This is a genomic window from Candidatus Borrarchaeum sp. (assembly GCF_019058535.1).
Lineage (GTDB): Archaea > Asgardarchaeota > Sifarchaeia > Borrarchaeales > Borrarchaeaceae > Borrarchaeum > Borrarchaeum weybense.
Window position 1 is genome coordinate 1 of the sequence record NZ_JAHPYX010000232.1, and the last position, 12694, is coordinate 12694.

At 39.1% G+C, this 12694-nt stretch carries 10 protein-coding genes; 7 read left to right on the forward strand and 3 right to left on the reverse strand.

All coding sequences use genetic code 11. The features are described 5' to 3' along the window. On the reverse strand, positions 1-386 hold a 386-nt coding region (locus QVB70_RS14155; protein WP_287587513.1), incomplete at its 3' end, for a fumarate hydratase C-terminal domain-containing protein. Positions 387-1198: 812 nt separating this feature from the next. Here QVB70_RS14155 and QVB70_RS14160 point away from each other — a divergent pair. The 5 genes from QVB70_RS14160 to QVB70_RS14180 are packed head-to-tail and all read left to right on the forward strand — an operon-like array spanning position 1199 to position 7344. Continuing rightward, the gene (locus QVB70_RS14160; protein ID WP_287587520.1) at positions 1199-1609 is read left to right on the forward strand and encodes a 4Fe-4S dicluster domain-containing protein; all 411 of its coding nucleotides are present in this window, start codon (positions 1199-1201) and stop codon (positions 1607-1609) included. Between the two features lie 13 nt (positions 1610-1622). Next, positions 1623-2528 (forward strand): CoB--CoM heterodisulfide reductase iron-sulfur subunit B family protein, encoded by a 906-nt coding sequence (locus QVB70_RS14165; protein WP_287587523.1) that lies wholly within the window; start codon positions 1623-1625, stop codon positions 2526-2528. A gap of 11 nt (positions 2529-2539) precedes the next feature. Further along, the gene (locus QVB70_RS14170) at positions 2540-3244 is read left to right on the forward strand and encodes a 4Fe-4S dicluster domain-containing protein (protein ID WP_287587527.1); all 705 of its coding nucleotides are present in this window, start codon (positions 2540-2542) and stop codon (positions 3242-3244) included. A 4-nt stretch (positions 3245-3248) separates the two neighbouring features. Continuing rightward, positions 3249-4889, forward strand: coding sequence for an FAD-binding protein (locus QVB70_RS14175; RefSeq protein WP_287587529.1), 1641 nt, complete (start codon positions 3249-3251; stop codon positions 4887-4889). Between the two features lie 28 nt (positions 4890-4917). Continuing rightward, the gene (locus tag QVB70_RS14180; protein ID WP_287587532.1) at positions 4918-7344 is read left to right on the forward strand and encodes a hydrogenase iron-sulfur subunit; all 2427 of its coding nucleotides are present in this window, start codon (positions 4918-4920) and stop codon (positions 7342-7344) included. Here QVB70_RS14180 and QVB70_RS14185 read toward each other — a convergent pair. Both QVB70_RS14185 and QVB70_RS14190 read right to left on the reverse strand, forming a co-directional pair. Continuing rightward, on the reverse strand, positions 7338-8576 hold the full coding sequence (locus QVB70_RS14185; RefSeq protein ID WP_287587534.1) for an MFS transporter: 1239 nt from the start codon (positions 8574-8576) through the stop codon (positions 7338-7340). The two genes, QVB70_RS14180 and QVB70_RS14185, sit on opposite strands and share 7 nt — an antisense overlap. 270 nt (positions 8577-8846) lie before the next feature. Next, positions 8847-9608 (reverse strand): DUF169 domain-containing protein, encoded by a 762-nt coding sequence (locus tag QVB70_RS14190; RefSeq protein ID WP_287587536.1) that lies wholly within the window; start codon positions 9606-9608, stop codon positions 8847-8849. A gap of 689 nt (positions 9609-10297) precedes the next feature. Between QVB70_RS14190 and QVB70_RS14195 the strand changes: the two genes are divergently transcribed. Then, positions 10298-11716 (forward strand): WD40 repeat domain-containing protein, encoded by a 1419-nt coding sequence (locus QVB70_RS14195; RefSeq protein WP_287587539.1) that lies wholly within the window; start codon positions 10298-10300, stop codon positions 11714-11716. 152 nt (positions 11717-11868) lie between these two features. Beyond that, positions 11869-12694: 2-hydroxyacyl-CoA dehydratase family protein (locus tag QVB70_RS14200; RefSeq protein ID WP_287587541.1), on the forward strand; the 826-nt coding region annotated here is incomplete at its 3' end.

Sequence of the window (12694 nt, forward strand, 5' to 3'; positions counted from 1 at the left end):
GTAAATGCTCCGTACACACATGCCTCTTCTTGACAGACTTTTGTTGTTCTCGAACCCATTCCACCTTTTCCAATTATAATTCTGGGATGAAACGCTTTGATGAATTTATCCTCGAAAATCTCCATACGAGCTGAAGTTGTAGGACCTGCAGCAACAACAGTCCATTCGCCAGTTTCACTTTGTTTCATCACAGGGCCACAGTGGAAAACTCCTATGCCTTCAAGATTAACAGGCAGTGTTTTGCCTTCATCATACAATTCTAAAGCTTTCAAATGCGCTTCATCTCTTGCAGTTACAATAGTGCCTGAGACATATAGTGAATCTGCAACTTTAAGTCGTCGTACCGCTTCTTCAGTTATTGGCATTGTTAAGTAGAATTCACCCATATTGATCACCTTTTAAGGAAGAATTTAATGGTGACTGACATGCAATCAACTTAAATATTTTAATGATAATACAGAAGCCTATCGTTTCTATCTATATCTATCTATGCTTATAATAGAGGAGGTGTTATAGATAACTTTAATCGCCTCAGGTACTCTTGGTCACGGAGAGACCAAAGATTTCAGAGTCGAATTACGAAGTGGGATAAAATATTCTATCTATGTTAATCCAATTGAACCACACACTGATTTTGATCTCTATATCTATGACGAGAATGGCAATTTGATTGAATATGATAGCTCAACTGATAGTGATGCGTACTGCTTCGTTATTCCTAAATACACAGGGCCTTTTCGCTTACTGATTAAATCAGAGTCAGGTTTTAGTAAATACTATGTTCGAATAGTACAAGAACGAAAACTAGACTATTGAAGTTTTAGTAAATATTGTATCTATGTTACCAAAAAAGGCTATGAAATATCTAATAAAATTGAAGTTAATAACAACCAGGAATTTGTGTGATACTGCTATGAAGGAATTCAAAGAAAAAACGGTAAATCAATTAATTACTTCTCTTCTTTATTTTTAACATATTTATTACTTCTACTATTCTTTCTTGAATAAAAACGCGTTGAATTGTGAATTAGGAAAGATAAGGCACTTTAACAAAACCTAGTGTTTATATATGAAACTTTAAAAATCTAGATACTTAAAGCATATTGACAAACGTAAAATTTAAATAATTTGTAACAACGGACAAGTAGCATCGTGTTTCCGTATATTAAACTTGTAGAACTCCCTATGGTGATTTGAAATGTCTAAAACGATCAGATTAGATTCACCGGAAGCAACGAAATTTGCTGCAAAGATCCAAGAGAGAAGTGGCGAGCCAATCGATATGTGCTTCCAATGTGGAGAATGTTCTTCTGCGTGCCCTGTATCCTCAGATATGGATCTAATGCCTTCTACATTGGTTCGATTTGCTCAACTGGGACTGAAAGATGAATTAATCAATTCAAAGACCATCTGGGTGTGCGCGTCTTGTTTTAATTGTGTAGCTAGGTGTCCAAAAGGCATTGATATAGCGAAAGTAGCTGAAGCCATTCGACAAGAACTACTAAGAGCTCAATTAGACTATGTTGAGGTTAGAGACCTTTCAATGAAAGAAAGGCAAGAAATTCCACAAATTGCCATTATTTCGAACCTGCGCAAATTTAGTAGATAAGCTGGTGTAAGTTATGAAAATTCCATATTTTCCTGGGTGCTCCCTCAAAACTATAGGAGAAGGATTCGAAAAATCGGCTATAGCGTCAGCTGCGGTTTTAGACATTGAACTAGAAGAACTTCCCCGGTGGGTCTGTTGTGGTACGGTTAGTTCTCTTACTACTGATGATTTGATGCACCATCTTGCTCCAGTACGTAATCTTATTCGTGTTGAAGACATAAATGAAACCCGGTTAGTTACTTTATGTTCAGTGTGCTATAGCACGCTTAAGCGGTCCAATGCGCTCGTGAAGAACGATCCTGAAAAACTAAAAACTATAAATCAATTCATGTACAGAGAAAATGACTATCAAGGCAACGTGAAAGTATTACATTTCCTTGAACTATTGAGGGAGATGGGCTTTGATAAAATAAAAGAGAAGGTAATAAAGCCTCTCAAGGGATTAACGCTTTCACCGTATTATGGTTGCTTGCTAGTAAGACCGAAAGAATTCGGCATTGATGATCCAGAAAATCCTACAATATTACAAAACTTGGTTAAGGCTTTAGGAGCAGACGTAATTGATAATCCATATCAGCTCAAATGTTGTGGGAGTTACCATACTGTCGACAAGCCAAATCTAGTCGCCGATTTGGCCTACAAAATATTGACCTATGCGAGGAATTCAGGGGCGGATGCCTTAGTTTTAAGTTGTCCTCTTTGTGCATTCAATCTGGATAATAGACAACGAGAGATAAAACGTCAATATCCTGACTTTATTGAGATTCCGATATTTTATTTTACTCAGTTAATGGCTCTAGCGTTTGGTCTAGACGAAGATCTTGGTCTGGAACTAAATTATATTGATCCTATGCCCTTACTTAAAGAGAAATTACTAATCGACCCTACATCTTTGATTAAAGAACTAAAAATTGAATGAGAGGGGTTAATTTGGAAGAAAAAACAGAAACGGAGAAAATGGTAAGAGTATATATCATGGGACGCGAGTTTGAAGTCCCTGCCACTCTAAATATTGTAAAAGCATTCGAATATGCTGGTTATAGGTTTATTCGAGGAATCGGCTGTAGGGGCGGATACTGCGGAGCATGCGCCACAGTTTACCGATTTAAAGATGACTACAGGCTTAATTTCACATTAGCTTGCCAAAAGGCAGTGGAAGACGGCATGTACTTGACTATTTTGCCATTTGTGCCTGCTGAGAAGGCAAAATATGACCTGGACAAACTAAAACCAAGAGGAACCGTATTGCTTGAACTTTATCCAGAAATTGCTCGATGTGTGGCGTGTAATACGTGTACTAAGGCATGCCCACAGGAGTTAGAGGTTATGGATTACGTTCAAGCAGCAATTCGTGGTGACATAGAAGAAGTTGCTAATTTGAGTTTTGACTGTATTCAGTGTGGTTTGTGTGCCATGAGATGCCCCGCAGAGATCGTGCCTTATAATGTTGGGCAACTTGCACGGCGATTATATGGAAAATATATCGCCCCACAAGCAAAACTTACGCATGAAAGAGTGGAAGAAATCCATGCGTGCGTGTTTGACGAAGAACTTGACAATTATATCGAGTTAGCAAAAGAGGATATTGAACAACTAAAGAAAATCTATGTGGAGCGAGAAATTAAGGTGGGTTAATTATATGGAACGTGGTTATCCCAATTACATGTTGGAGTCTATTGAGCTTGTAAAACGAACGCGAGAGAAACGATTAAAAGAAATTCCTCCACTTATGTCACTTGAGGAAAGACAGCAAATCTTAAGGAAATACCATCCCGATTATCGAGAGGATAGCAAACGTGCAGTAAAAGTTGGTGTAAACGCTAGAGAACTCATGCCAAATGAAGTTGCAGATTTAATCGAATCTTATCCTCTTATCCAACCAGAACAAATCGATTTGTCGACTATTGATTATGATGCAGATATTTTAATCATTGGTGCTGGTGGAGCTGGATTAACAGCCGCTTTATGGGCGATTTATTCTGGTGCTGATGTCGATAGAATCTTGATCGTCACAAAGCTGCGCTTGGGTGATTCGAACTCCAAGATGAGTCAGGGCGGTATTCAGGCTGCTGATTGTGAGGATGATAGTCCATCTCTTCATTATCTTGATGTATTGGGAGGTGGACATTTCACAAACGATCCTGAATTAGTTAAGTGGCTGGTGCGCGAAGCTCCTATGATTATCAAATGGCACGAAGAGTTAGGCGTCATGTATGACAAAGATGAGGAAGGGTGCATGGTTGTCGCCCCAGGTGGGGGGACTTGTAGAAAGAGAATGCATTCTGCAAAAGATTACACTGGCATGGAGATTGTGCGCGTCCTGATGGACGAGGTTCGCAATTTGGAGATACCTGTGCTGGAATTCAACAGCGCTATTGAGTTGCTTATGGATGATGCAGGTAAAGTTGCAGGTGCAGTTCTTTGGGATATGGAAAAGGAAGATTATAGCATTGCACGAGCAAAAGCAACATTAATGGCGACTGGAGGGTTTGGGCGACTTCATGTGCAGGGATTTGCGACCACAAATCATTATGGCGCAACAGCTGACGGTTTAGTCATGGCTAATCGAGTTGGAGCGAGAATTATTGATATGGATAGTGTCCAATATCATCCCACTGGAAGTTCTTATCCCGAACAAATTCTCGGCTTGCTGTGTACTGAAAAACTACGAGGGCGAGGAGCGCAACCAGTAAATAAATATGGTGAAGAGTTTGTATATCCCTTAGAACCTAGAGACGTCGAAGCAGCATCTTTAATTAGAGAATGTGCTAGAGGAAATGGGCTTGTAACGCCGACTGGAATGCCTGGGGTATGGTTGGACACTCCGTTGATCGATATTCTTCATGGCGAAGGCACCATCGAAAAGGAATTTTCGGCGATGTTTCTAAAGTACAAACGGTTTGACATTGATATGACACAGGATCCTATCCTTGTATATCCGACGCTCCACTTTCAGAATGGCGGAATCGTAATTAACGAACATGCTGGAGTTGTAGGTGTTCCAGGACTCTTTGCTGCTGGTGAAACCACTGGCGGTGTTCACGGTAAGAATCGACTGATGGGTAACTCTATTTTAGATTATTGTGTGTATGGCAGACGCATGGGTATTTACTCAGCAGACTATGTCCAAAATGCCAATGTAGGCAAATTAAGCCTAGATCATGTAACTAAATATGTGAACTTATTAGAGGACGCGGGTATCCCTAATAGAAAAGCACCTATTCTACTTCCTGAATATAGAGGCGAAAGGACTCTATCCCATACTTTGGATTTGCTTTAATGATAATTAAAGAGAGAGGCTAAAACAAATGGGTAAAAAAACGGGCGTATATCTCTGTCAATGTGGAGGGAACATTTCTGATGTCGTTGATGTGGATAAAGTAGCTGAGCTACTTGAAAATGAGGATACAGAACTAATAGAAATACAGCGGTATTTGTGTAGCGAACCTTCAATAGAGACCATGAAAAGAGCTATTGAAGAGAAAGGACTTGATAGACTTGTATTAGCTTGCTGTACTCCGAAAATGCACTTGAAGAAATTTCAGAGAGTACTCAAAGAAGCTGGTATAAATCCAGCACTTGTTGATGTTGTGAATGTTAGAGAACATTGTAGTTGGGTTCATGAGCACGATCCTGAGGGTGCAACGTTAAAAGCCACTGATCTTGTTCGCGGAGGAATTAAAAGAATTGAAAAATCAGTGCCTCTCGAAACAAAAGAAATCGATGTTACTCCAAAAGTTTTAGTCATTGGAGGAGGAATAGCAGGAATTATAGCCTCTCTTCGTGTGGCAGAGAATGGAATTGATGTATATCTAGTCGAAAAAGAGCCCAGCATTGGAGGACATATGATACAATACCCCAAAGTGTTTCCGACTTTAGATTGCTCGCAGTGTATCTTAACTCCCAAGTTAGGGGATGTAAACGATCAAGAACTTGTTCAACTATTAACATTGGCAGAATTGAAGGATATCTCGGGATATACTGGAAATTTAAAGGCAACAATTAGGCAAAACCCTCGCTATATTAATGTTGATAAGTGTACTGCATGTGGGGACTGCGCTAGCGTATGTCCTATTTTACTCCCTAGTGAATTCAACCTAGGTTTGGGAAAAAGAAAAGCCGCTTATCGACCTTTCCTACAGGCGGTCCCGCAAGCTTTTACAATCGATGAAAATAATTGTCTCTATTTTAAGTACGGAATTTGTCGTACCTGTGAAAAACTATGCCCTGCTGAAGCAGTCGAGTTTAATCAAGAACCTCTTGAAAAGACCTTAGAAGTCGGCGCTATAATCTTAGCAACAGGCTATGATCTATATGACCCAAGTGCTTTGGGAAGATACCTCTACGGCAAACATCCAAACATCCTTACGTCACTACAAATGGAACGAATGTTGGATATCACAGGACCAACAACCAGCCGAGTTGTTCGTCCGAGCGATGGAAAAAGTGTAAAAAAGGTTGCTTTCGTGCTTTGCGCCGGATCACGAAATAATGAAGCAGGTGCAAATAAAGATGAAGGAGTTCCATATTGCTCTACTGTATGCTGTCTCTATGCTCAGAAACAAGCTATACTTCTGCGAAAACTCGGTATTGATGTATGGATTCACTACATCGACATTCGATCACCAGGAACAAAATATGAAGACTTTTATCATCACACTCAAGAATTAGGAGTCAAATTCGTTAAAGGCAAGGTATCTGAAGTTATGCCGACTCCCAATAATGATGGAAGACTCATAGTCCGTGCCGAAGACATGCTTATTAATAGGATGATAGAAAATGAAGTAGACCTTGTAGTGCTGTGTCCGCCAATTTTACCAAGCAAAGGTACGGAGGAGTTGGCACAGAAATTAAAGATTCCACTAAATGAGTATAAATTCATTTTAGAAAGCCATCCGAAACTTGATCCTTTAGCAACCAAACGGGAGGGGATTTACGCAGCAGGAATAGCAACAGGTCCAAAAGATATACAGACCACAGTTTCTGAAGCCGAAGGAGCAGCCATGAAGGCTGTGAATTTTGTAAGCGCGAAAAAGGAAATCGATCCCAATAAAGCGTATGTTATACCTGAAATATGCACTGGCTGTAGAGAATGTATTGAAATTTGTCCAGAAGAGGCGATTACAATTATAGACGAAAAAGCAACGATCAATGATCTTGCTTGTACAGGTTGTGGACTATGTATTCCAATATGTCCAGAGAATGCTATTGATATGCAATCATATTCTGAGGAACAATTACTCGCGCAGATTAAAGGGACACTAGTAGGTTCAAAGGCTGAACTGAAAATCTTGGTGTTCGTGGAAAAAGAACTTGTATATACGGCGGCAGACATTGCAGGTGTTTCTAGACTAACATATCCTAGCAGTACTAGGTTCATAACACTTCCAAGTAATGCGCGACTGAAACTTTCATATATCCTCTACGCTTTCGCGAATGGAGCAGATGGTATTATGTTTTTAGAGGCGCCTGAAGAAGAAGGACCTGTTCCAGAAGCACATAAGGCTGCAGAAAAAATAATTGAGGAATATCAAGAAGTACTTGAGGACGACTATGATCTTGATAGCTCGAGACTATGGTTTAGTCGAATTTTTGTTCCTGATTGGCGAAAACTTGCAACTGTTTTTGATTCGTTCCATCAAATGATCGAGGATCTCGGTCCTCTAACTGAAGAAGAACGTGGAAAATTAATGCAGGCTTGGTCTAAGGGGAAGAAATTACCCCAAGTTCAATGAAATGCAGTTTCTTCATCAGCGATTTTGAAATCTACTGTTTCATCAGCGCTTATAGAGAATAATAGCAGGCCAGCGAAGGGTAGAATAGCCATAATAAACATCATCATAGCGAGACCAAGAAGTTCAGCAAGGAATCCAGCTATAAGTGGTCCAATCGTAGCACCAATTCCTAAACTCGTCATAATAAGCCCCATTCCTTCTCCTCTCTTCTCTCTCGGGGCAACATCTGCAACAATGGTTGTAGCGGAGACCATAACTGATGCATAACCGAAAGCAACAAGAACCTGAGATGGGATTAATGCAACAGGTGTGGTTGAGAGCCCAAACCAAATCGCACTAAGTCCACTAGCCAAAAGCCCCATTATCATTACTGGTCTTCGTCCAATTCGGTCGCAACCGAGTCCCATCACGAACATGAATATCGCTTGTGTCCCCATATTGAGTGCATAAAGTAATCCAACCTGTGCTGGTGTCCCGCCCACAGCGATTACATACAAAGGGAATAAACTATACAGACCCAGCAGTCCTCCATGGCGGAGTATGAGCGTAATATAAACAGTTGATAGTCCACGTTTTCGAACAAATTCATCCTTTTTAAACATCACTGTAAATCTTCGCTTCAGATCATTAACTACCTTTTTAAGGTTTGCAGGTTCATTACTGGGATTTGCTTGTGTTTCTAAGGCCTTGAAATCTGAAAAAACAAAGATAACAATACATGCTGCAAGAAATGTAACAAGAGCAGCTGCAATGAAAGGAAACGATAAAGAAAACAATTCAACCAGAAAACCGCTTGCAAGGGCGCCAACAAACCATCCTGATGAGAGTGCGGCGTTCATTATGCCCATGCCACTGCCTCTCTTTTTACCATTTAGGTTTGAAGCGATAGCCAATGCTATAGGAGTAAAAGCACCAAATGCTATACCTCTGATTAAACTCAGACCAATAAGTTCGTATACATTTCTTGAGAAGAAATAGCCTACAAGTGTAAATCCTGAAGCAAAAAGACCGCCCATCAAGAAAGGTCTTCTTTTTCGAAGAGTATCGCTAAGAGATCCCCATATTACAGTGAATAAGAGATAAGTAAGAAAAAATGACGAAAACAAAATGCTAATTTCGATAAGATTAGCCCCTAACTGTTCCGCGTACAAAGGAAGCACCGGCGGGACAATCATATACGCAAAATAAGCAAAAAAGGCAGTAAAGTAAAGCGGTATCAGTTCTCTTCTCATAATACTACCTTTCCTGAAATCGATAGAATCAATATTTGTTAAAGATTGCCAGTTAAAACATATTAGGCTGTTTAGAGCTCTAAAACAAGAAAACAATAAGAAATCGAGTTCCTATCTAATTTCTTTTGTGGTCTCTTGGAGTGAGAAATAGAACAATACTTTTAAGTGTATTGAATTGGGATCTAGAATGTGTTTTCCGATAATAAAAAAAGAAAAGAAAATGAGCGGACAAACCTGCATGGCAATCAATAATTTGTTAACGCCATATCTTCATTTTGGTGGTCTTTCTCGCATGATAGCATATAATGAAGGCGGTTTAGGCGTACATTCAAGTTCTACACGAATTGGATACGTTGAACCAACGGCATGACTTTTTTCAAGTCCATCCATGATTTCGTCAATTTTCTCTGTCGGAATGCCGAAAATAAGTTCGCTGTCCGCAGCCATGCCAAATCTTCTCGTTCCGTAGCAAGGAAACGCAATATTCACATCATTTCTAAGATAAGTATCAGCTATCCCTTCGGCACAGGTTCCGCCCTCTGCAGCAGTGGTAAATGACAGCCTTTCACCAGTTTTCCAGGTAGCGGCATGAATCAATCTTGTCATTTGGGCAGGATTGGCAAATAATAAAATTAGATCTGGCTCAAGAGGTGTTTTCGCTAATGGTGCGGTAACAATAGCTTCGAAAGAGCCCGTTCCAATTTTTGGAATATTCCCTATAAGGTTAGATGAAGCTTCTATGTCTTCTACTCTAGCTCCAGCACGCCTTTCGCCAGATATCATATCTTCTGGCCAATCTGCGAATCCTAATACTGACTGCGCATAAGAACAGATTATTTCCTCCATTCCGCCAGCTATTACTCTTTCGTGAATTCGTGAAAGGGCAACCATTTGACAGACTGTAAGACGGATTTTCGGCCGTTCAACTTCTGCAGGGATTTCATCCTTATTTTTCAATAATTTTACAGCAACTGGTGTTGTTCTCAATCTTAAAAGTCGGATTACTCGTTCCTGAATACCTTCACAATCCATATTTTCACCTCAATTAATGAGCAGATGTAGGTCTATAAAGAGAACTAATTGGGTGAAACACCTTCAAGAATAAAAATGTAATATATCAAAAAGTAGCAGTTAATATCATCAAGATTTTATAAAAGGGGCGCATCCCCCTTCGTCACTTTCCTACAAGGTGTTTATAAGGAAAGATCATTCGTTTTTAATCATTTAAATCAGAAATGGCTTTAGTCTATTTTTGGATGTATAATTGTTTCGTCAAACCGCGGACATCGACTATAACCTTTTCAGGAAGGAATGCCTGCACTTTAGGATCCATATAGATGGAAAGTTTGCTGACTTTTCCAATAAGAGAAAGTCGATTATTTGTTTTTGTATCCTTTTCTGGAACAAGGGCAACTTCTGGGGTGGCTGTACAGGTTTTAGATCACTTTCCCGAGACATTGAGCCAGAATACCAATGCAAGGTTACCGCTTTTCCGCAGTTTGTCTGAGAGCCATTTTCTAGCCTTCTGAGACAGACTTATCTTTAAGGAAACCACCTCTTCTTTTTTACGTTTCAGTTTCATAATCGTCCTTAACTTAAATGCTGCTTATTCTAACTATATAAATATTGACGACACGTGCAAATCACTAAAAATTTGAACTTAGTTGTTAGTGAACCACCCTTTTATTATTGAATTGAGTTTAAAAGATTAGGGATTTGTCATGCAATCACCTCTGATTCTTGTGGATTACTTAGACAGGCACACTAGGTGGATTTCAACTCTTGTCGTGGATGATAGTTTTCTTTATACAGGATCTGAGGATGAAACAATCAGAATTTGGGACAAAAAGCGATTAGAAGCAATTGCTGTGCTTAAGAGTCATAATAGTACTATATGGGGTGTTTTCGTTGATGACCAATTTATTTATTCGGCTTCTGGTGATGCAACTATTCATATTTGGAACAAACAGGATCTTAGTCGCGTTCATGTATTGAAGGGCCATGAACTATGGATAAATACTGTTTTTGTAGATGACAAGTACATTTATTCTGGCTCAGGGGATAATACAATCAGAATATGGGAAAAAAAAGATTATGAGTTAGTTGCTGTCTTGGAGGATCATGACACTGTAGTTAATAGCATAACTGGTGATCATAAATGGATTTATTCAGGAGCTGAGGACGATATTATTATCTGGAATAAAAGAACTCTTAAACCAATTAAGAGAATTTCAGGAGATTTAAAGGTAATTTTTAGACTACACCTAGATGACAAATTCTTGTATGCTGCTTGTCAAAATGAGAAGGTGCATATTTGGGACAAAAAAACTCTTCAACTCATAGGAACTCTCGAAGGTCATATGAAGCCAGTCACGGATGTTGCTACAGACGATAATTACATCTATTCCTGTTCTTCAGACGAGACGGTTCGTATTTGGAATAAGCAAACGTTAGAGCAAGTTCACGTTGAGAAAGTTCGTGGATGGGTTCATGGTGTTGCAATTGACGATAATCATATCTATTTTGGAGCTGATTCAAAACTTTATGTTTTGGACAAAAAGACATTTCGCTTGAAAAAGGACCATAAACAATTCTATGGCGATTCCTATTTTAGCTACAGAGTTTTTGCAGATCATCAGTACATCTATTCAGCCCAGTGTATTAAAGAAGAATCAATTATGCGTATTTGGGATAGAAATTCTTTGGAATTTGTTGATAATACTTCTGTATGGGATGCCTGGGTTAGTGACGCATTTTCAGATGAAAAGTTTGTTTATTTTGTTGCCAACTCGTTTTTCGATAAATTTGATATTAAAAACTTAAGTATGATTGAAAGGAAATCTGTCTACGATTTAAACATTGAAGAATTCAAAAAAACCCTACTAAAAGATAAGACTATTTTGTCTGCTTTTCCAGTAGGAGCAAGCAAAATCGTAGTTGCTCGGTTTACTAAAAAAGAGTTACAAACTCTCCATGAAAAGTCATTAATTTTTTCCCAGGGAGTTGTTATCGAAGATCAAGAGGCTGACGTTGTCATCATTGTTCCTGCACAATCTTTGGACGAAAAAATCATAAAACAACTTCCGCAAAGTTGGTTAAAACGGATAAAAAAAGCAAAAGAGAACGTCCGTCCAAAATGAAGAAATATTGAACATTTAAAATTCAGAAGGTCTTCTCTAAAATGTCTAACGCTATATTAATTTTTCTAATAAGTCTTATTAGAAAAACTTATATTTATTCTTCTCATAGTTCACGCGTATGATTTACAGATTCTATATCAATGGTGTAAATAATGTCTGATAAAAAACGACAAATGTGGCAGGATCTTGACATGGATTTAGAAACGCATGACATGTTGTTAGATGCATTGCCAGGGCTTTATGAAAAAATCTACTTATCTCAATCGAACAGACCTGAAGGGATGGGATTCTATGATTTAGTTGTCTCAGATATTCATGGAATTCGTCCTAAAGAACTTGTAGATGCGAAAAAAGCGGGTAATAAAATCATAGGAGCGTTTTGTGTCTATGTTCCTGAAGAAATTGTCTTGGCATTGGATGCAATCCTAGTAGGTCTTTGTGGAGGTACAGAGTTTTCTATGCCCGCTGCTGAGGAATATCTACCTCGAAACTTGTGTGCCCTCATCAAGTCATCATTGGGATTCAAGGTGCAAAAGACGTGTGCATACTACCAAGTCTGCGATTTAATCATTGGAGAAACAACTTGCGAGGGTAAGAAGAAAATGTTCGAAATTCTTGAAGAACACACACCCATGTACGTCATACAAATGCCTCCAAAGCCAGATCAAGCCAATTCCAAAGAATTTTGGTTGCAAGAAATGAAAAACTTAATCGTAAAACTCGAAGAAATAACAGGTAATGAACTCACAGCCGAAAAATTAAAGGAAGGCATAAGACTTGTGAATGAAAAGAGAACGGCATTGCAAAGGATTGCTGAGACGCGAAAGGAGCATCCACCACCAATTAGCGGTAAAGATGCACTTTTAGTGACACAAGTTGCATTTTACGATGATGTGGCGAGAGCAACTCAAAAAGCAACAGAACTTTACGAAGAACTTCAGGACAGGATTAAAAATGGAGTATCTGGCGTTGATCCAA

What these genes read in the sequence shown, in the direction of transcription:
- QVB70_RS14165 (WP_287587523.1), top strand. Translation starts at nt 1,623, where the DNA reads ATGAAAATTCCATATTTTCCTGGGTGCTCCCTCAAAACTATAGGAGAA.
- QVB70_RS14195 (WP_287587539.1), top strand. Translation starts at nt 10,298, where the DNA reads ATGCAATCACCTCTGATTCTTGTGGATTACTTAGACAGGCACACTAGG.
- QVB70_RS14160 (WP_287587520.1), top strand. Translation starts at nt 1,199, where the DNA reads ATGTCTAAAACGATCAGATTAGATTCACCGGAAGCAACGAAATTTGCT.
- QVB70_RS14175 (WP_287587529.1), top strand. Translation starts at nt 3,249, where the DNA reads ATGGAACGTGGTTATCCCAATTACATGTTGGAGTCTATTGAGCTTGTA.
- QVB70_RS14190 (WP_287587536.1), bottom strand. Translation starts at nt 9,608, where the DNA reads ATGGATTGTGAAGGTATTCAGGAACGAGTAATCCGACTTTTAAGATTG.
- QVB70_RS14185 (WP_287587534.1), bottom strand. Translation starts at nt 8,576, where the DNA reads ATGAGAAGAGAACTGATACCGCTTTACTTTACTGCCTTTTTTGCTTAT.
- QVB70_RS14180 (WP_287587532.1), top strand. Translation starts at nt 4,918, where the DNA reads ATGGGTAAAAAAACGGGCGTATATCTCTGTCAATGTGGAGGGAACATT.